Genomic DNA, 19,750 nt, shown 5'->3' with positions numbered 1-19,750 from the left:
TTTCATAATGTGCCACAGTATCGGTTTTCCCCCAATCTCTACCATTGGTTTTGGTTTGATTGTTGTCTCTTCACTTATCCGCGTTCCTAGTCCCCCTGCCAGTATTACCGCTTTCATAGCTTTTCCTCACTAGTTGTTGAATTGAGTGTTTCTTCTCTAAAAATTGCTAGTTTCAATAACTGAAATGGAAAGTACCAAATGAATTTTTCAAACACAATGCATAGAAAAATTCACCGTGAGTAGCACTACTGAATCGAAGGCTAATGCTGCTGAAAATACGTATTTTTTAGAAAAACAAAATTACAAGTAAGTCTTTAGTTACTTTTTTTGAGTATAAAAGGCTAGTACAAAATCTGAATTTCTCTGTATTGTCAAAGCTTAGCTTTCCAAAGAATATATCAATATTCTCTCCTTATCTTCAATTATCTTCAAATTCCTCACTCAGGTATTCATTCTTATTTTGAATGGCTGATATTAAGATATTCAGCTTGAAGTGATTTAGTAGACATGTAAGTGTGTGTGGAGGATTTAACGTGCCCCTTGTTTGCACTATTAAGTCCCCGTATTTTTACTGAAAAAGTTGACTATAAATCTAATTTCTTACGATCAATCTGTGTTTTTTCGGAGAAGAGTAAATCAGTGAAAATTCCCTGGAAATATTAGCTAGCAAGCAATTAACTTTAATTTGTAATGAGTTTTGTGAAAAACACATAAAGCATTCATGCTTGAGAAAGATAGTTGCGTTTTTGGAATTATCTCAAGCGTTATAAAGCTATGCCTTTTTAATTACAAAAAGTTTCTTTCTAGCTAAAAACATATGGCATCTAAAAAGAAAATCTACTCCAGAAAGTTTCTTCAAAGAATAGGCTTAACTCCTGTTTTAGGACTATTATTGAGCACATCACTTGTTCTCCCACTCAGTGCTAATAAATCATCAGCAGCTATTATTGATTCAGTCACTGAAGATATTAATGATGCCAGAGTAAGAGAATTTGCAAAAGACAAAGGTGGTAGCGCCTGCAACAAGTTAGAAAATGTCACCAGTGTCATGGGTAACGCTATTCATCCAATTAGAGCAGGTAAGCAAGCTTTTTGGCACTGGGTGAATCGTTGCGGAGAACGTTCAGAAATTGGAATGAACAAAACCGTAATAGGAAATAGCTATTGGTATGGTTGGTCAATGTATATTCCTATAGATTGGCAAGATCCATCTGATGCATACGATATTCTCATGCAGTGGGCAACTTATCCTTCTCCAAGAGGTGGTAAGTTTGCTTGTGGTGCAAATGGCTCATACATCATGAGAAGTGGTAGCAACATTAGCTTTAGATTTCAACGTAAAGGTAATAACACAGATTCCGAATGTACGAGTTACAACTTAGGTACTCTTTCTGAAGTTCGAGGCAAATGGGTTGATTTTGTTATGCATGTCAAATGGACAGGAAATACTGATGGATTCTTAAAGCTTTGGACGAAGATAGGTAACAATTCTTACACACAAAACGTAGACTACAAAGGACGTACTTTTTGGAACGATGAGGATGAAGGACCTTACTTTAAGATGGGACTATACAAAGGCGATCCTGATTTTAAAGGAGCAGCACCTCGTGTGTTTTACACTGATGAATATCGTTTAGGCGATGCTAATTCTAGCTTTGAAGAAGTCGCACCAGGTGGTGCTGCAATAGAACCCAAGCCTATTGAACCTAAACCACAGCCAGAGAAGCCACAACCCGATCCACAGATACTCATTTCTGAAGACTTTGCTGCTAGTTCGAGTAGTAACAACTTTATGGTTGAGTCAGGTGGAACTTGGAGTCTCCAGAATGGGAAATATCAGTTGCGAGATAGCGATCGCAGTGTTCCCCCAGTTGCTAATCGCAATATCTCGATCCACAACCAGTATGTTCCTAATAACTTCACGCTGAGTGCAGAGGCTAGTGCTAATGCAACCTCAAGTCAGTGGGATGATTTTTCGATTATCTTTAATTATCAAGACCGCAACAACTACTATTACGCCAGCTTTAACGAAAGTGATAACGATAAAACACATGGCATTTTTAAGGTAGCAGCAGGCGTCGCAACTCAAATTGCCAACTTCGATTCCTTGATTGCAGGAGGAACTACATACGCTATTAAGATAGAGCGCACTGGAAATACGATTGGCGTATATCGCAATGGTAGTTTACAAGCAATAGTGCAAGATGCAACTTTTAGCAGAGGAAAAGTAGGCTTTGGCAGCCTCAACAATTCAGCAACTTTTGATAACTTAAAGGTAGAATAATCGCGTGCAAACCCATGCAGGAGTAAAAAGCATTGGGTCAGTTATTCTAATTAATCTTAATCAATTGTTGCAGTGGGTTAAAGTGGTTGACTAGACGTAAGAGTGAGGACGAGCGATCGCCAGGCTTGACATCTTGATAGCTTGCAGTAGCATCTCCAATGCGAATTTCATCGAAGTAAATGATCCGCTTAGTTGTTTGAGATGCTTCCGGTTTAGATTTCCAACTAGGTTTATAAAGTCCTATTTTGAGATAGGGACCAGTTGGATCGTTGTAAGTGTTGGGACCTAATTTACTGACAACAAGCTTGCCATTCTGCCATACTTTAAGTGCGCCGTCAGATGTGTGAGACCATTTGACATGAACAACAAAGTCCGTCCATTCTCCAGGAGTATACTTACTGAGTGGAAGTGTTTCTATACCTCCGCCTGGACCAGGTTTATTGTTCGTTGTAATTGGATTAGGGTCCCAACGCCGATGTAGAAAAAGCCTGTTATTACGAACTATGATTGCTAACGGTGGAGATCTCCATTTTTCTCCTGCTTCTAGATTAGGTCGAGAATGCCACTGAGTAATAATTTCATAAGCACGATCCTTTTCAAAATCTTCTGGAATGAAAACACTCAAACCGTACCATTTCTCTGAATTTGGAGGTACTTTCTCTAATTTCAATTCAGCTCGTTGGCTATTGGCAACAAACGGATCTCCTCGTTTTAAAGTAAATTTAATAGCATGTTGTCCTGCACGGGTAGGCGAACTAACAATTTCTGCCGAATGATCGCAACAAAGCTCTTTTTGCCAATTAGAAAGGTCTTCATCAAAGTCACTAACCAAAACATTTGGTTTGGCGGCGACAGCAAGAGTTGCAACCCAGACAGGAATACCAAATAGCAGAAACAAAGCTACAGAAGATAATCCCAACGGAAGCGCTCGCTTTTTTTGTCGCATAATATTAGTGGAGTAAACTTTATTCAGTAAAAGCAAATAAATCAGAAGGTGAACGTGAAAAAAACAGTTTAACCTCCTGACAAGTGAGCTTAAGCTAAGTTACAACTGAACTTCTTTTCTGTTGAATTCCAAGTTAAGAAAGGGTTGGATGATTGGCCAAGATAGAGCTTTGAGTAGATCTTTTGAGAGAAACACCCAATTCCACATCAACCATCTTCTCATTTGAAAACAACACAAAAGTTTCTCACCCGAACTCATTTGAGTTCGTCTAATTGCTGCTAAATATTCAGTGAACCATTTCCATCGAGTCAAATAAAGTCGTCCTTCTTTATTGGGGTCATACCATGCAATCCGTTTTCTAAATGCTTTATGTGCTCTCACTGATGTCTGAGGATGATCTCGTTTAAAAAAGAGATATTCAGGGATTTCGTGAAATTGACCTCTCAGAGTGAGTTCGCCCAGCAAGACTAAATCAGAAGAAGGATAACTACCCATCCAAGCAGTTAATTTGAGAACATCGGTTCGGATCAAACCAAAAATCGGATGACATCCATGACCGTGACGAACCAACTTTTGATATTGTGCGAATCTTTCGTGCGGTTTTGGCGATCGCAGATCAAAACCATCAACGTATTTCTCTATTTCCTGTCCATGCTCATTAATGACAGTAGTCTTAGGATAAGACAAAATTACTTCAGGATGAGCATCAAGTACTGCAACGCACTGCGCTAAGAGAGCCGGAGCACATAAATCGTCGTGACAAGCCCACCGAAAGTACTCGCCATCAGCTAACTCTAGGACGCGATTGAAATTCCAACCGGCTCCTAAATTTTGTTCGTTTCGGTAATAACGAATCCTTTGATCTTTAGCTGCGTACGATTTACAAATGCCTTCTGTTCTATCAGTTGAGCCATTATCTGAGATAACAACTTCAAAATCTTGAAATGTTTGATTCAATAATGAGTCTAATGCTGCTTCAAGATAAACCTCACCATTGTACACAGGCATGCCAATACTAACTTTAGGCTGTTGTTTCATTTTCTTCTCGTGTTAACCAACAAAATGAGGGAGTAACCATACTTTGTTTAAAGTTACTTTTGAAGTTCTACAAGCCTGTACCGAACAGTTAAATGCTCAGCCAGTGAAGGAGCATTAAATAACTTATTTTGCAATGGAATTGGAGGTTGCTCAACATACTTAATAAGTTGCTCTAACTCAGTACAGTAAGGTACTCCAAATCTTTCTACAGCACGCGCAAACAGGAGTTGATGATCGTCAACATGTTCTCCATAGCGCCTTAACCTAGGTATTAATACAAAGCAAGCTCCCATTTCTGCTAGCATTCGCGTTGAACCTTGACCAGCATGTGAAATCACTAATGACGATTGCTGCACAGCATCATGCATTTCATGTATAGTCAACGAAGCTACGCTAGTTAGCAGCGGATGACTCAATTTATCAGCATTAGTTGCCCCATGTTGAAATAAGACTGGCTCAACTATAATTTCTCTGTCTAGTAATTCCTGCAACCAAAAAACAGCTCGATCAAAGGGAAAGAAAATCGTTCCAAGTGTGTAAACAATCATTGAAACAAACCTCAATTTAGGTTTCAAGGCTATCAACAAGCTCGTATAGCTTTTGTTTTGTAAATGCCAAGAAAACCTAGATAAAAACTACATGCTTATACGAGCTTATTCCATTAACATTTTTGATGTTTAATGGGCATTTATATTAATTAAATATTTCCCTTTAATTAACTGAGATTTAGCTAAACAATTTCTCTAAGTAAACTATGTGGTAGCTAGCTCACTATTCCTTTGTATTGTGCTCTTGGGTAAATCTCAACACACTCAGGCCACTGAACGTAAAACTCATCAACAAGATTATAGACAATCCTTCCTGTCAAACTTAAACTACTTGTCCGCGATATGCTCTCAATAAAGACCGTTTTAATGCCAAAAAACTTACTTGCCAGAATGAATGGTACAGCTAAACTTGCTCCTGTCGAAATTAATAAGTCAGGCTTGCTTTGAGACAAAATTCTTAAGGCTTTAACAAAGTTGATACTGGCTCTACCTAACATACGAGCTTCTTGCATTGTTACCCAGTGTACAGTCTCTTTTTCACCAAGTTTACGAGTATCGTAATGAGCATAAGTAACCCACTCTCTTTGATAGTCAGACCAAAAACTTTTTAGTCCTAACATAGTAGAGAAGTGACCACCTGGATTACATACTAGTAGTAGCTTCATCTTGTCTTTACTCCATGTGAAAAGTATCAAAAACTCTCATTGCGTGCATTAATTGAACTCAATATGAGATGAGGGTAAACATTTGGTCTACCCTCACAATTTAAACTTATGGAATAAATTTAAAGTGAATTATAAATGCCATTCAGCTAGCAAATGGCAATTCTAAAAAACAGAGATTAATTATCTCTTAGGAGCAACGTCTCTAAAAGTCGATTTAGCATCACCTAAACGGTATTGAGCAGTGTACAAGTACCGAGGAGAGGGACCTTCAAAATGTGGATCGCCCTTGTATAAACCCATTTTAAAATATGGGCCCGTATCTTCATCATTCCAATATGTAGCACCTACATAGTTGATTGTGAAGTTGTAAGGTTGGCTACCTATTTTTGTCCAAAGCCGCAGAAAGCCATCTTTGTTTCCAGTCCATTTGACGTGCATGACAAAATCAACCCATTTGCCTTTCATCTCAGAAACATTGGCAATAGGAAACTTATTACAATCAATCTGGGCACTATCACCTTGATGCTGTAAATTGAAGGTAAATGTTTCATTGGTACGAGCAATATAAGAGCCGTTACCTCCACAACCTTGGCTAAACTTTTTGTCTGTGGGGTATGTTGCCCATTGATTGACAATATCGTACCCAACTGAAGTATCTTGCCAATCAACAGGAACAAACATTGACCAGCCATACCAATATGACTTGCCAATCTCTGTTTTTTTCATCACTAATTCAGAGCGTTCTCCACAAAGGTTTATCCAATGTTTAAATGTATTTTGCATGCCTTCTAAAGAGTTAACCTTTGTTAATTGATTGCAAGTATCTCCTCCCTGAGAACTCCCTGATTCTATTTTTCTAGCTTGCTCAATCCTTTCTGTAACTGAATCAATTATCTCTGCTTGTGACCTATTACCTGATAAAACTATTAAAATACCTATACCAAGTATTAAGTTGAACCAATTTTTCATATTTTACTCTATGTCCTTCAAGAAAATTGCTTTTACTTAATGCTCTGTTAAAATACCTATTGGTTTGGTTAAATCACCAGTACAAAATACAAAGTTTTGTCAGTTAGATGTGAATATGACTTATTGCTTCGTAACCTTTAAACAGTAATCGTTTATACAATGAGTTAGCTTCCACAAAATAATGCCGTGCTTGATTTGAATAGCTATTTGAACGCAATTGATTTAATTCATTTTCAAAATAATTGTTTTGCTGAGTAACTATTTTTTCAAATCTATCTTTGCATATTGATACAAGAGGATGTCAAACTGATTAAATTCTTCTATTAATTTAACTGTTTCTCTTGGTAGATCTTTTGCCTTTGGTCTATTATTAGAAACATTTTTCTTTAAACAAGCAATAGGAATATTCCAACCTAAATCTTTTTTAAGAAGCAGGCACGTCTCATCAAATCTCTCTACAAGCCCAACAACTTTGAAATGCTTTTCTATATTATCCTTTGCTAGGTTTAAACTTTTCTCTGAAAAATCTTCTAAATTACTCTCTATATTTTGTTCTGCTTGAATTTTAAATTCTAATCCAGACAGAAAGCTGGTCATGCTATTTTGCGCTCTTTTATATGTTTGAACAAATTCTTCCAAAGTTGTTTCCTTTGAAACAGCATTTCTATTTTGTAGGTAGAAGTAGTGTGAAACCACACGTTCTACTGGCTCTCGTAAAATTGTGATGTAAGTACAAGGACGAGTTAATAAACTGTGTAATCCAAAACCTATATGTCCACTCACAAAACTTATATTATTCTTTTGAAATTCAGAAAGTTGCTCGAACTTACTTAAGCCTTTGCGTTCTTGCTGTCTTAAATTATAAAACTCAAAGATATTATGAGGATAAAACTGAGATTGCACTATATGTCTTAAAGTAGTACCTGCAGTTTTCGGAATATGTACGTAAATTACTATTGGTTGCTTTGTTTCTTTTGTAATGGATTGTTTGTTGTTGTTAACCAAAGTATTTAACATGGCTTTAAAATTTTATAGGTATACTATCTGTGGTTTTCAAACAGTGAATGAAAACTACAGCATATCAGATTAATTCTGACATACTGTAGTTTTAATAAATAAGTTATTTAGTTTTCAGAAAGTGGTTGAGAGCATATTCATATACCTCAATATCGGGGCGGCAAAGTTCTTTTATTTTGGTTTCTATTTCCTCTGTTATAAAAGACTTTTTGAAACCTTCTGATTGAATACTTCGATTGTAGCTTCTAATTTTTAGCTTTCGTCCAAATCGTTGTTCAAACTGATTAACAAATTCTTCTTTATGCTCTAGCAAGCCTACTATACTAAATTTATGTAAATTCTCTTTGGCACGTTTCACAGCATCTTCAGAGGTGTAATCTCCTGACTTATTTGGACCACCTATACTTTTGACATACATACACCCTCCTTTTAAAGCTCTTTCTGAACTTAAAAATTCGTAAAAGTCTTCATCTAGTTTAGAGATTGTGTATCGATTGTAGAAATAGGCAGAAATCCATCTTTTAACTGGATTTCTAAGAACAGTAATAAATGCATACTTATTAGAAAAGTTTTGGTAAGCAACCTCACTGAAACTGAAGTGACCAGCTATGTAATTAATCTTTGGCTGGCACATGTAGTACAGTAGTAAATTCTCTCTAAATTTTCCAACTAAATAGTCATTATTTTCTGAGTCTAAATTATCCTCAAAGGTTTTGTGTGCCGCACTAGAAGCTGCAGCACCATTTAAATGAAATGTGTTGTTTTCAGTAATACTAGAAATATTCTGGTAGCAGGCTTTAATAGCCTGAGTAATTGAAGTACCGCCACATTTATGAAGGTGCAAATAAAAATTTTTCCTTAAGCGAACCATCTAATACATTACTACCGATTGCAGCGATCGCATCTAGTATTTTAATAGCTTGCTCAGAAGAAGGTGTGATTACTAAGTTACTTGCCATATGCGTTGTTGAGTATAACAATTGATACTTTTAATAAACAAGATGAGATATTACTGAGGTATGGGCTAGCTTATAACTATCTTGCAAGTGAGTCGTAGATAGCTTCTAATTTGAGGGTTTGTTTACGTAGATCAAAGTTCTCACAAACCAACTCGCGACCTTGCTGTCCCATTTTTTTTCCTAAACTAGGATCTGATAGGATAATGTCAAGTTTTTCTGCTAGTGCCGTGTAGTCTCTTTCTGCAACTAGAAATCCAGTTGCACCATCTAAAATTGCTTCAGGAATTCCACTATGTTGAGTTGAAATAACAGGAATGCCACAGGCAGAGGCTTCATTAATAACAATGGGTAAACCTTCACAATCTCCATTCTCAGCAGTTTGGCTAGCAAGAGCAAAAACTTCTGCACCACGCATTAAGTCTAAAACTGTTTCATGAGGTTGAGCACCAAGAAAGCGTACGCGATGCTCAAGACCAAGTGCTTTTGTTAAAGTGTGTAGTTCACTAGTTAAAGCACCCGTTCCTACTTGAACAAGCGAAACATCAGAATGTTTATTTGCAATCTGCGCAAATGCACGTAATAAGGTGTCAATTCCTTTTTTTTGGGTATGTCTAGCTACACAGAGAATGTATCGTTCTGCTGCTTTTTCTCCTGGAGAAAACTTAACTGTATCTACTCCAATATAGTGCTGAATAATTTTTTCAGATGGATATTCTTTTTCTAAAAGTTTACTATGAATAAAACGTGAAACAGCAATAAATGCAGCAGATTTCCTTTTTAATTCTTCTTCATGAAGAATCAACTGATAGTATAAAAATTTTCCTTTACGCCATAAATTTTGGCGTGAAATAGTGATATCGTAGCCATGAAATGTTACTAAAAATGGTATTTTTAGTTTTTCAGCTATAGCCATTGCATAAACACCATCTGGACCAAAATGAGCATGAATTAAATCAACTTTTTTTAAATGTGAAGATTGTTGAAATAATCGAGGAGAACGTGTTAACAAAAAAAGACTTTGTTTAATTCCTAAAAAGTCACTTTGACTTAGAGAAATGTTTTGGAAGGGAATTTCATTGATGAGAGTGTTAGTGATGAAAGTAGGTTGATAACGTAACAAATTACGTGTTTGCTCTTTAATAAAGGCTTCTGATTTTAGAGGAAAAACTCTACGGTAGATGCCAATGTTTTTCATGGCGATCATTATTATTGAAAGTTAACTTGACTTTGTTAAGCCAACAGTGGATATACTTATTGCCTGCAATAAATTTCTGAGTACTTCTCAAATTAGTAAGCAAGTATTTCTTGCAAATGAGGAGATTGTAGTCCTGTAATTTCCATAATTTTCTGAGCGTAGGGGACAAGACTGCAATTAGCTTCAACCCATTGTTGACCTTGAGCAAGGACAGTAGGAGTATCAGGAGCATGGACAACATGGACTATTGTTTGTGCTGCAGCTCCTGGGTTGTGTGGGTCTACTGTCCAATGAGGAGCAAAATTATGTAAGATTTCTCCAATACCACCAGTGTTACTGCCGACTACTGGAACACCACAAGCGATCGCTTCAACAACAGTCCGTCCAAAAGGTTCTCTAGGTGCGAGGGTAACGACAACATCAGCATATTTATAGTAGTTCTCAATATCCAATGCAGGCGGTAGAATTGTGAATCTGTCTGCAACTCCTAAATCTTCAGCTTGTGCCAGCAAAGCACGGCTGCGAGTTTGCTCAGAAGATGTATCTTGTCCAATAACGACTCCGTGGTAGTGATGACCAGCAGCTTTTAACTCTGCTAAAACTATGGGGAGCGATCGCAAATTTTTATCATTGATAGGGTCTTTGCTAATTCGTGAAGGTGTTAAAATAATCCGTGCACCTAAAGCTAGGATTGGTTGTAACTTTTGGGGAGGAGAACCAACTGGAGGGCGAGTGTTAAATAAGTCAAGATCTATTGGCGGATGTAGAATTCCCTGAATCTCACCCAATCTACCGCGAACATTTTCAGCCGTAAATTTTGAGTTACATAAGATGCGAGGTGCAAGACAAGTAAATACTACAGTGCGACTAAGGTTTCCTACTGGATTGTATGAAATTGCTAAGTCACGAAACATATAGTAAACAGGACGACGACTTAGACGCAAGGAAACAGTGTGTAAGGCGATCGCAGGTAAGGTTTTACTTGTTGCACAGTTTTCTAACAAGAGTGGATAATCACGCGGCTGTTGGTTGACCCACTGAAGTGCACGCTGCACAAACTGGCGCTGATCCTGAGCAACAATGGTCTTGAGGCAAGACTCTAAACCTTGTTGCTGCAGATATTCTTCAACTAAAGAACCAGCCTGAGTCAAAACACAAACTTGTTGTGACTCACTGCGCTGAAAACCTTTGACCATCGCTAACAGTGAAACGGTGTTACCTCCCAAGCTTTTGCACCACCCTGGGATAACTAGAAGCTTACGCATGTGACACGAGCCTGCGAGGAATTACTTTAGAATGACGAATCGCAACGCACAGTAAGATGATGAGCGAGGAAATGTGCATATCGTAGAGGATAGGTGATGTTGGCGAAATCATCGTATAGAGAATTAACACGCAAAAGCAACTGATTGGTCTTCCGCTGCGTGTTTCATATAACCACACAAATAACGATACCCAGAAAAAGGCAAAGATTGCGGTGCCAATCATTCCGTTTTTGTACAGCAGCGTTCCTAAGATAAAACTGTGAGAACCGACAACAGCATTGTCGTTATTGCCGGCAGCAGCGACAACTTCACCTGTTGCTGGATGACCCCAAATCATTTTATGTTCATTGTCTTTGATACTTTGCCACGTTTGCCGATAGATTTCATATCGCACCTCACTCGAATTGTCACGCACTTCATTAATGGCTTGTGTTGATTGTGTAAACTGAGTTGCGATCAGGTTCGTTGCTGGAGGAATGGCTAGTGCTGTAAAACTCATAACTGCCATCAGTGCGAAAATAATCGTAGGTCCCCAGAGTTTCGTAAGATTATTCAATATGTAATGCAAGATGAGCATAACGGGTAAAGCAACCCAAACTGCCCGCGTTCCACTCCAAAAAAGTAGAAACAGACAGCCAGAAAGTAGACCAATTGACCACAAGTGATTTTTGATTTCTCGGGAAATCAAACTAACAAATCCCAAGTAAATAGCTAAAAACTCTGGATAGATAAAAAAGAGACTATAACGCCACCAACCATTAATATTTCCATAGTTTGTATAAGGCAGCAGGTAATATGGGTTGTTGATAACATTAAAGCCACGGATCTCCTCCCCACTTAACATTGAGTATAGATTGCGAATTTGCAGAGGTAGGAAGAAAGATTCTGGAATCACAAAATGGGCAAGTAGCCAAAGCACGAGCATCTGAACGACACTTATGGTAAATGCCCAGGCAACGACTTCAACGCGAATTTTAATGTTGTTGCTCTGAATATACCAGAGCCATAATGCTGGACAAAATGTTAGTAGCAGTGCGGTAGAAAGCTTATCTCTTCCAGGTACCGAATAAGCGAGTAAGATTGTTGCAATCTGGTAGACACCGAAGGCAATGAAAGCCATCACAGGAACCGTTGGGCGTTTGAGGCGAATTTCACCATGTTTATGCCATTCATAAATGGCAACAACCAACAGCAACAGTGAGGACATATAGCGATAAAGACCGGCAACCCACCAAATTGGTATTAGGAGAATATTAGCGCAAACAAAACGTTCTCCCAAACTTAGCGCTTGCCAACGAATCCAGACACCTGAAAACAAATTATTTGTTTTGGCTGGCATGGCGACAGATTTAGATGGGTAGAGATGAGACATGGTTTTATGCTTCAGTTTCTAGTAATTCACGTTGACGTCCATAGCGATAGCCAACATCTTTTGGTTCAACATAGTTGACCACTAGCCCCATAACTTGGGCGTGATGCTGCACGAGCTGTTCAAAGCCATCCATGACTGCATAGCGATCGCTCTTACCTGAACGCACCACAAACAGGACATTGCGCACAACTGAACTCATCAAGTTTGTTTCACTAGCTAAACCAATCGGTGGGCTATCCACAAGAACATAGTCATAACCGCCTTCTGCTTGAATCTGGTCTAAATTTTGTTGAAATCTACCACGAGCAAAGTATTCGGGAATTTTGGTTTTTGATAGATTAGGTGCTGGCAACAAGTCTAATCCCAGACATACCGAGACAGGTGTTTGTTGACCATTCTTCGGTTGCTTTTGTAGCTGTCCTAAGCGCCGACTAAGTTCAGCTTGTCGCAGATCGCCATCGACAATCAACACGCGAAAACCAAAGTTAACCAAGGCTAGAGCCAGTCCCAAAGTGACAGTAGTCTTGCCTTCGCCTGAGGTAGGACTTGTCACTAATAAACGTTGATGCTCTAACATCAAAACAGCAGAAGCAAGCCGTTGTAACTCGATTGCCACCTCACCCGACAAGTTGCGCTCCATATCGGTACGTTTGAGGCGAGAAATCCGCCCCAGTACTGGGAATTCCACTTGTTCGAGATCCTTCGGACGCAGCATCGGATTGCGCTTTTCTAAGAAGAAAATTAAGCTGATGCTGCCAAACAATCCTGCTAAGATGCCACCAAGAGCGATCGCGCGTTTGCTCGGTTCTTCCGGTTTAGGATCGATGACAGGAGCATCCAAAGTTTGAACGTTAGGATACACGCTGAAGGGATTTGTTTTTGTTTGTTCAACTTGACCAAGAATGCTCTTGTACACTCCCTCTGCAATCTCGTATTGCCGCTGCAAGTTGATCAGCTGCGATCTATTTTGAGTAATGCTGTTGAGTTCTGCGTTGACACGATTAATCTCGCTAGCAATTTGATTGGCTTGTTGCTGCAAGCCAGCAGCATTATTTTGCGATCGAATCAGTTCAGCAATCATTTCGATGCGGCTGTCGCGAGTTCCGTTACCACCCAGCGTCGGATCTATTTGATTGGCACTTGCACCAGGAGCTGCGATCGCAATCTGTTGGTTCATAATCTGCATCAACTCATCGCGCTGAGACAACAACGATTGGACTTGCGGACTTTCATCTGTATACCGACTTCTTGCTTCTGCCAAAGCAGTTTCAGCATCCGAAAGTTTTTGGCGAATCGCTTGGTATTCTCTGTTTTCTCCTAGACGAAGTGAATTCATTGCCTGTTGCGCGTTGATTCCCAAACGTTGAGAAGCTGCTTGTGCCTGAGCTTGATTCGCTTGAGCTTGTGATAACACATTGGTATACGTTGTTCTTAACTCACGCTGTTGATTGATCAGCGATCTTGTTTGCTCTGTGACTTCAGTTAGCCCTGTTGATTGTTGAAAATTGGCTAACTCCGCCTGTGCTTTTGCCAACTGTGCTTGGGCGTCTTCTAAATCAGTTTGAGAAAATTGCTTACGTACATTTGTATCTTGATGGCGCAGTTCGTTAAGACGAAGCTGATAAACATTGATCAGGTTACTTAACCTCTTTTGCGCAATTTCTGGGCTAGAAGCTTTAACTTGTAAATTGATAATCGTTGATTGCTCTTGCGGTGTCGCACTAAATGCCAACTTGTAATCACTGAGTCGTGGATACAAGCTTTTTTCTGGATCAACAGCAAGTGCCCGTTCCATTACAGTATCGCTGGTTAAAATTGTCATTTGAATCTGTAAAGGATTAAGCTCTCTCGTGAATCCTAATGCCGAATTTTGCAGTTGACCTAAGGTTCCTAAATTAGTATCTAACCGTGTTGTTGGTTGGGGAAGATTTAATTTGGCACTTGCCTTCCATACAGGAGCAACATTCGTCTTTGTATAGATGACAGCATACAATGTGCCAGCAAGGATGACACCATTCAACAGTAATAATGGCATCCAGTGCCTACGGATGATATTGACTATGTGGTTCATATTCTTTCTCAGCTATTGACCGAATAACTTGAAACGCAAGTAGCCACGCAGTCCTAAACGCAGAACTGCTCTACCTTCAGAAGGAAATAGAGTACAAATGCCACGCCGTAACAATCGTTCTAGGGTATCCTTAGCGCTCCGCCCAATCTCCATGCTTTCTCGCCATGAAAGCCAAATAATCTCCATTTTTTCTGCCCAAGGAACATTACCCTGCTGTAGTGCTGTGAGCGTGCGGTAGTCTACATCCTGTCGCATATTCAACCGGTCAGCTAACCCTACGTTTGCAGATGCCTGATTAATAAAATTGGCTGTATCTTCTCTTTCCTGAATTAAATACGACAAATTGTCATTGCGAGCTTGTTTGTTGTTACCGTGTATTCGATAAAACATCAACGGTTCGTTGATACAGCCCACCTCACCATAAAAAGGAACAACCACAGTTAAATATGTATCCGCTGCTGCAGCTTTTCGAGTAGGAATAGGTAGTGCTTTTTGCAATGCAGCACGGCGATATGCAAGTCCAGAGGTAATTCCCATTGCATATCTTCCCCATCGCAATAACAAAGGGCGCACATCTCCTTGGTTAAGCAAGGTAGAACCTTGACCAATAGGTAGCCCATCTGTGTCTACAGACGTCCAACAGTGGGAAATTTGAACCCATTCTGGATGTTCGTAAAAGCCTGCAACAACCTTCATCAGTTTGTCTTGATGAAAGTAGTCATCAGCATCGAGAAAACAAATTATTTCTCCGTGCGCATGAGCAATGCCAGTGTTTAATGCCTCCCCTTGTCCAGCGTTCTTTTGAAAGATAGCTGTGAGGTTTTCTGTGTAAGCTTCTATAATTTCACGAGAATTGTCTGTTGACTCATCATCAACAACGATCAATTCCCAGTTTTGATACGTCTGGTGTAAAACACTTTCAATGGCTTGATTTAAGAATCGACCGTAGTTGTAGTTGTTTATAATGACACTTACCAGCGGTGTCTTGTCAATGCTAGAAGGTGTTGATTGTTGTTGAAGTGTTTGAGTCATTGTCTTACCCGCAATATGAATAGAGGCAGGCAGTATTTTTGTGTAAGCGTTTAGCGAATACAAAGTTCTCACACAGCAATGCTGAAGATAACTTCATGCTTTGATGTGACCCATTAAGAAAAAGTGACAACATTTTGCCGTATTCATACGGTAATGCGATCCACTTGCTCACGACTTACTGCAAGATGTTTCGGTTTGATGAATTTGTGTAAGTTGGCAACTTACGGATGAGTTCTCGTAAAACATCTGTTTTTGTTCTTTCTGTTCGTTGGCAATAAGCTTCTAGTGCGCTCATTTCCATTTCTGAAACTTTAAAAGTAATCCACTGCTTCTGTTTGTTTGACACATCTATATACATGAAAAAGGGTTCCGAGTTCCTATCGTTTCGTTGTCTGTGTTAATGCGCCAGCAGGAAGCCGCTAGCAATCAACGCGGCAACTGTTCTGAACAAGCAAGAAACCCATGACCTCACATTTTATAGGTCATGGGCTATTGATAAGTGCTATGACAATTGAATTCAATTATCTATTTGTCACCGGAAAGCTCTCCAGTCAGGTGAGACAGTCCTAGTTTATTTGTTTGAAACAAACGTTGACTCAAAAAGTCACACTTTTTCCGTTGACTTGGTCTGCTTAAGTGCACTCTTGGTGTCTTCTTCAACAGGCCACAACGTAGATGCTCCGCTGGCAGTTCTTATACATATTAGGGTATTTACTACCCTTTCCAACTTTAAATTCTAAGTCGAAATTATATACGTTTAATACTTAGTATGCTGTATGTCATGCTACAAAAAACCAAACTTTACTTAAAATTCCAGAACTCAATCATTAATTGTTCATTATTTATTTGACGAAGTTTCGGTCTAGTGATAAGCTCTTGAGCATTTAAGTTGCCTACCATAGTCATAGAGGAAAAGGAAACAAGCCCAAAGACAAAATGCAAGATGTCACCTTGAATTTGTACTTAGGTCACAATACTTATCAGAAGAATACTTGAAAATGAACTCAAATATCGTTGGCGTAGCGTAATAGAATTGGTAGCTAAGGCCTTTTTATCCAGAGAGGTTTTGGCTGAACGCTATACCTATCTTTTGATAGAAGTTAAAGAACATAAAACTGGTTGATCGTAAAAGAGAGACCTAACTAAGTAGCAGTAAATTACTTTAAGTTTTCTGCTTGTCGCCTATCTTAGGTAAGATACTAATAGAGCTAATGTATTTAAGAGGGATAGCCCTATCCGTTGTCTAAATGTTGTACATTTCAAACTTCACATTTGTGAACTAAGCTTTGACCAATTAAGTCTGTAGATTTGTCCTCATGTGATCTTTGTTAACGACAAGATGTGATCCTGATCAAAGGCGGGATCGTCTCCCCCTCATATCATCTTTGGCGTGTGCTGCACAGAATGTAAAGTAGCTGAGTTGTGGCTTTGATGAATACAAAACTGCCATCTAATCAAGTTCAATTTTATTTGCCGAACTTAGACTCGCTTGAGAGTTCTGAGCAAGCTTTTGCTGATGCCTTTCTGAGAACTGCCCAAACGCTACACCAGTACTTGGCACAACTTCAGTCAGCCGTCAGAGCAATTCAAGGTTTTACAGACGAGCCTTTTAGCTCGGCTATCTTAGGGCTGTACTCCAAAGTATGTAGCCACTACTATTCCTACGTTCTACTGGAAATATACCAACAAGATCAAATCGGAATTAATTTTTTGGTAGAACAGTTATGTGAAGCTACTATTACGCTGATGTATTTGCTGGAGGAAGCAGATCAAGCTCTGTTTTATGAATACATTTCTACTTCAATTGAGCAAGCTTGCTCCCTCTTGGTTGACGTTAAAGAGGAGCTAAAAGAGTCTCCTAAACACATAGAGTTGCTAAAGCTAAAAGAAAAACTAGAGATTTTTGTCTCGACACACCAAGAATATCCTACTCGATACTCATCAGGTGCAAAACAAAAAAAATGGGGTTTTTCCACAGCAGATACGACAAACAAGCGTGCAGAACTTCTAGGATTCAGTTTTATTTGCAATCCAGCTCGGCAGTTTAGCTCGAAAGTTACACCAGCAAGTTGGTTAGATCTCTACCTCAATTATGCTCAACCTTCTCTTACTCATGCTAGTAACCCAGACAACCTATGTATTAACTTTACACGCCTGCGAGATACTTCCCATCTTTGCCTACATACTACCCAAAGTTTTTTAGAAGAAATAGTGCACCGCAATAACTTTAGTAGTTCAAGCTTAGCATCACAGCAAAATCGCCTGACTTCACTTTATGAATGGTTTCACAATGCTCACCGACTGTATCAATTGCATCATTCACGAAATCGCTAAAATAAATTGTGTTATTCATTGATTTGAAATTTGCGTTTTTACCAAATGAATAGAAAGTTTAATCTCTGGTGTAAATCAGTTTTGCTGAAGCCTGACGACTCATACGGTAAGTAAACTCACCAACAGAAGGATTAGGTGTTTCTGGATTAATTGTTCGAGTTGTTTTTCGCCAATCTTGGTTAGTTGCTAGTGAGACATTTAATTTACCATCAGGCTTTCTACAGAGTTTCATCCATAACTTGCCGTGTTCGCCACACAAAAACTCTTCAATCCAGACATTATTATCAACGTATACACCTTTCGCGGCTAACTCAATTGCACTTTGACGTGGCATATTTGCTACATTTTGTTGGATCTCTAATGCTCCTGTATAAAATAAAAAATATTTTGGGCTGCCTAAACGCCACAATCGCCGCTCGCAGTACGGGCAATAAAAGCGTGGTACATTTTTACGACTACTACGTTTGCCAGGCATTAGAAACCTCTTATAACAACTACTGCTCTAGAAAAACTGATTTTTATACTGCAAGCTCAACACCAAACTTCACACCACCTCACAATTAAATAAGCAACAATGAATGTTTTTTATTCTTCGCTCTTTATACTACTTCAATACCAAGAAAGAATTTCCAGGAAATATGGAAAATTACAGCATTAATTTAGCAAAAAATATCAATTTAACTGGAAGTAATCAGGTTATGCAAAATCACATAAAAATAAATTTTGCGGTCGTCATTTAACTAAGATAGATAGCTTAATTTTTTATACAAAATTTACATAAAAACCTCAAGTAAAGAACTAGAACTTAGACCCTTACTTTTGCTGCTCACTATAATTACAACAAATCCTTATAAGGAAGCTGCTGTCAATACGTATTCTTACCATCTTCCGAATACGTTACCTATGAATTCTGTTTGCGATCGCAATCTTAAAATAAGAACTCGGTATACCCAGATATTACTTAGAACTTACTTTCTGCCGCAACTAGTTGTTAAAAACTACCCCTTAATTTATTGTTTTTAATAACTTGCAACGCACTAAAAGAAATCAAAATTTTTGCATCCTAAGTTAAATTTACGCAGATCTATCCCTCTTAACTAGGGTTGTTTAAGTGCACTCTAATGGTGTCTTCTTCAACAACCCACAGCGTAAAAACGCTGGGTAAACTGTCTAGCAGTTAGGACTTAGTTTTTTTGTAGGCAGGAAATATACTGAAATATTCTGTTTTTTTCAGGTGTTATTTACAGTATGTACATACCAACACTAAAAAATCTGTATTCTACTATACAAAAATCTTCTTGTATTCAATAACTCTTTTTTATTTAAGTACAAAACTCGCTTCCGTTCTGTACAAATAGCGGCATTTGCCCAGAAAAGCCTGCTATATTTTTCTTTTTTAAAAGTTGTTTCTTGATCGTGAGAAATAAATTCCCTTGTATATCTAACATCTGTAATTCTCATAGTACTTTTTTGATTGACTTAGCTTCAAAATTAAGTTTGATGAGAAAAAACTTAATTTTAAAAACTATATGAACTTCTCAGCACCAGTGTAGATATTTATGCAGCCAGTTTCAAAGCACTATTTAAAGTTTTGATGAAGTTGCGTTTAAAGATTTTATGAAGGCAAGATAATACTTTTCTCAAAGAAAAGTCTCTGATTAATATCTTGTAACGGAAAAACCTGATTGCGATTACAAAACTATCTTACCTAATTTTGTTAAAAATAAGTTAAAAAAAAACAAATTTTAAAAGATTTGCTCTGGATTAGTGTATAGAGAGTTACTTTTAAGTAGTACTATTATCAAGGCAGTAGTAAGCAAGCAGCAATAAGTTGTGCTCAACACACCAGTTAGCTTCAAATTGAGTAGTAGTTTTCACTCATTTAATTTTGAGTAACAGAATAAAAGTAGCAGGTGCAGGGCTTGTAGCTAATTACAGTCTATTTATCGCTGTTAATTCATTTGGTTTTTGCTCTATAGCTGTGACAGCTACAATGAAAAGCTTGCTAAAAACTCGCATTTTATTAAGAAAGATAAAGATTGTAAAGAACTGTAG

Annotated in this window: 18 protein-coding genes; 2 read left to right on the top strand and 16 right to left on the bottom strand. The window is 38.4% G+C overall.

Annotated elements, in window-relative coordinates:
• On the bottom strand, positions 1–117 hold a 117-nt coding region (locus tag CSQ79_RS25895), incomplete at its 3' end, for a sugar phosphate nucleotidyltransferase (RefSeq protein ID WP_148669260.1).
• Between the two features lie 700 nt (positions 118–817).
• Here CSQ79_RS25895 and CSQ79_RS25890 point away from each other — a divergent pair.
• Positions 818–2,284: a polysaccharide lyase family 20 protein gene (locus tag CSQ79_RS25890; protein ID WP_099703992.1), complete on the top strand. Its 1,467-nt coding sequence runs from the start codon at positions 818–820 to the stop codon at positions 2,282–2,284.
• Between the two features lie 46 nt (positions 2,285–2,330).
• On the opposite strand, the gene CSQ79_RS25885 is transcribed toward CSQ79_RS25890, so the two are convergent.
• The 14 genes from CSQ79_RS25885 to CSQ79_RS25825 form a co-directional block, all read right to left on the bottom strand.
• Positions 2,331–3,230, bottom strand: coding sequence for a polysaccharide lyase family 20 protein (locus CSQ79_RS25885; protein WP_099703991.1), 900 nt, complete (start codon positions 3,228–3,230; stop codon positions 2,331–2,333).
• Between the two features lie 99 nt (positions 3,231–3,329).
• Positions 3,330–4,268: a glycosyltransferase family 2 protein gene (locus CSQ79_RS25880; RefSeq protein ID WP_099703990.1), complete on the bottom strand. Its 939-nt coding sequence runs from the start codon at positions 4,266–4,268 to the stop codon at positions 3,330–3,332.
• A gap of 53 nt (positions 4,269–4,321) precedes the next feature.
• Entirely contained in the window at positions 4,322–4,816 is a 495-nt protein-coding gene (locus CSQ79_RS25875; RefSeq protein WP_099703989.1) for a glycosyltransferase, read from the bottom strand.
• A 215-nt stretch (positions 4,817–5,031) separates the two neighbouring features.
• The gene (pssD, locus tag CSQ79_RS25870) at positions 5,032–5,481 is read right to left on the bottom strand and encodes a PssD/Cps14F family polysaccharide biosynthesis glycosyltransferase (RefSeq protein WP_099703988.1); all 450 of its coding nucleotides are present in this window, start codon (positions 5,479–5,481) and stop codon (positions 5,032–5,034) included.
• A 180-nt stretch (positions 5,482–5,661) separates the two neighbouring features.
• Positions 5,662–6,450 carry a heparin lyase I family protein gene (locus tag CSQ79_RS25865; protein WP_099703987.1) on the bottom strand — a complete coding sequence of 263 codons (789 nt, stop codon included), beginning with the start codon at positions 6,448–6,450 and terminating at the stop codon, positions 5,662–5,664.
• 258 nt (positions 6,451–6,708) lie between these two features.
• On the bottom strand, positions 6,709–7,467 hold the full coding sequence (locus tag CSQ79_RS25860) for a sulfotransferase family 2 domain-containing protein (protein WP_099703986.1): 759 nt from the start codon (positions 7,465–7,467) through the stop codon (positions 6,709–6,711).
• Between the two features lie 103 nt (positions 7,468–7,570).
• Positions 7,571–8,311 (bottom strand): sulfotransferase family 2 domain-containing protein, encoded by a 741-nt coding sequence (locus tag CSQ79_RS25855; RefSeq protein ID WP_289501558.1) that lies wholly within the window; start codon positions 8,309–8,311, stop codon positions 7,571–7,573.
• A complete protein-coding gene (locus tag CSQ79_RS28500) occupies positions 8,298–8,426 on the bottom strand; it encodes a hypothetical protein (RefSeq protein ID WP_289501557.1) in 129 nt (42 codons plus the stop codon). Before CSQ79_RS28500 ends, CSQ79_RS25855 begins: the two co-directional genes overlap by 14 nt.
• A 76-nt stretch (positions 8,427–8,502) precedes the next feature.
• Positions 8,503–9,621 (bottom strand): glycosyltransferase, encoded by a 1,119-nt coding sequence (locus CSQ79_RS25850; RefSeq protein ID WP_099703984.1) that lies wholly within the window; start codon positions 9,619–9,621, stop codon positions 8,503–8,505.
• A 92-nt stretch (positions 9,622–9,713) separates the two neighbouring features.
• A complete protein-coding gene (locus tag CSQ79_RS25845) occupies positions 9,714–10,886 on the bottom strand; it encodes a glycosyltransferase family 4 protein (RefSeq protein WP_099703983.1) in 1,173 nt (390 codons plus the stop codon).
• The gene (locus CSQ79_RS25840; protein WP_099703982.1) at positions 10,879–12,258 is read right to left on the bottom strand and encodes an O-antigen ligase family protein; all 1,380 of its coding nucleotides are present in this window, start codon (positions 12,256–12,258) and stop codon (positions 10,879–10,881) included. The genes CSQ79_RS25845 and CSQ79_RS25840 overlap by 8 nt, the downstream gene beginning before the upstream one ends.
• Before the next feature lie 4 nt (positions 12,259–12,262).
• Positions 12,263–14,329: a GumC family protein gene (locus tag CSQ79_RS25835; RefSeq protein WP_099703981.1), complete on the bottom strand. Its 2,067-nt coding sequence runs from the start codon at positions 14,327–14,329 to the stop codon at positions 12,263–12,265.
• Between the two features lie 12 nt (positions 14,330–14,341).
• A complete protein-coding gene (locus CSQ79_RS25830; protein WP_099703980.1) occupies positions 14,342–15,361 on the bottom strand; it encodes a glycosyltransferase in 1,020 nt (339 codons plus the stop codon).
• Positions 15,362–15,536: 175 nt separating this feature from the next.
• Positions 15,537–15,707, bottom strand: a complete 171-nt coding sequence (locus CSQ79_RS25825; RefSeq protein WP_289501556.1) for a molybdenum-pterin-binding domain-containing protein — start codon at positions 15,705–15,707, stop codon at positions 15,537–15,539.
• A 1,085-nt stretch (positions 15,708–16,792) separates the two neighbouring features.
• Between CSQ79_RS25825 and CSQ79_RS25820 the strand changes: the two genes are divergently transcribed.
• On the top strand, positions 16,793–17,695 hold the full coding sequence (locus CSQ79_RS25820; RefSeq protein WP_099703978.1) for a DUF5677 domain-containing protein: 903 nt from the start codon (positions 16,793–16,795) through the stop codon (positions 17,693–17,695).
• A gap of 58 nt (positions 17,696–17,753) precedes the next feature.
• Here the strand turns inward: CSQ79_RS25820 and CSQ79_RS25815 are convergent, their stop codons facing one another.
• Complete coding sequence (locus tag CSQ79_RS25815) at positions 17,754–18,170, bottom strand: hypothetical protein (protein ID WP_099703977.1); 417 nt, start codon at positions 18,168–18,170, stop codon at positions 17,754–17,756.
• Between the last annotated feature and the right edge of the window lie 1,580 nt (positions 18,171–19,750).

Origin of the sequence: Gloeocapsopsis sp. IPPAS B-1203 (assembly GCF_002749975.1) — a bacterium.
In the GTDB taxonomy this organism is placed as follows: Bacteria; Cyanobacteriota; Cyanobacteriia; order Cyanobacteriales; family Chroococcidiopsidaceae; genus Gloeocapsopsis.
This window is presented reverse-complemented; position numbering and strand designations above follow the sequence as displayed.

Excerpts from the sequence above, each read along its gene's own strand:
- CSQ79_RS25830 (WP_099703980.1), bottom strand. The coding sequence starts at position 15,361 with ATGACTCAAACACTTCAACAACAATCAACACCTTCTAGCATTGACAAG.
- CSQ79_RS25820 (WP_099703978.1), top strand. The coding sequence starts at position 16,793 with ATGAATACAAAACTGCCATCTAATCAAGTTCAATTTTATTTGCCGAAC.
- CSQ79_RS25880 (WP_099703990.1), bottom strand. The coding sequence starts at position 4,268 with ATGAAACAACAGCCTAAAGTTAGTATTGGCATGCCTGTGTACAATGGT.
- CSQ79_RS28500 (WP_289501557.1), bottom strand. The coding sequence starts at position 8,426 with ATGGCAAGTAACTTAGTAATCACACCTTCTTCTGAGCAAGCTATTAAA.
- CSQ79_RS25815 (WP_099703977.1), bottom strand. The coding sequence starts at position 18,170 with ATGCCTGGCAAACGTAGTAGTCGTAAAAATGTACCACGCTTTTATTGC.
- CSQ79_RS25835 (WP_099703981.1), bottom strand. The coding sequence starts at position 14,329 with ATGAACCACATAGTCAATATCATCCGTAGGCACTGGATGCCATTATTA.
- CSQ79_RS25885 (WP_099703991.1), bottom strand. The coding sequence starts at position 3,230 with ATGCGACAAAAAAAGCGAGCGCTTCCGTTGGGATTATCTTCTGTAGCT.
- CSQ79_RS25875 (WP_099703989.1), bottom strand. The coding sequence starts at position 4,816 with ATGATTGTTTACACACTTGGAACGATTTTCTTTCCCTTTGATCGAGCT.
- CSQ79_RS25840 (WP_099703982.1), bottom strand. The coding sequence starts at position 12,258 with ATGTCTCATCTCTACCCATCTAAATCTGTCGCCATGCCAGCCAAAACA.
- CSQ79_RS25860 (WP_099703986.1), bottom strand. The coding sequence starts at position 7,467 with ATGTTAAATACTTTGGTTAACAACAACAAACAATCCATTACAAAAGAA.
- CSQ79_RS25890 (WP_099703992.1), top strand. The coding sequence starts at position 818 with ATGGCATCTAAAAAGAAAATCTACTCCAGAAAGTTTCTTCAAAGAATA.
- pssD (WP_099703988.1), bottom strand. The coding sequence starts at position 5,481 with ATGAAGCTACTACTAGTATGTAATCCAGGTGGTCACTTCTCTACTATG.
- CSQ79_RS25850 (WP_099703984.1), bottom strand. The coding sequence starts at position 9,621 with ATGAAAAACATTGGCATCTACCGTAGAGTTTTTCCTCTAAAATCAGAA.
- CSQ79_RS25865 (WP_099703987.1), bottom strand. The coding sequence starts at position 6,450 with ATGAAAAATTGGTTCAACTTAATACTTGGTATAGGTATTTTAATAGTT.
- CSQ79_RS25845 (WP_099703983.1), bottom strand. The coding sequence starts at position 10,886 with ATGCGTAAGCTTCTAGTTATCCCAGGGTGGTGCAAAAGCTTGGGAGGT.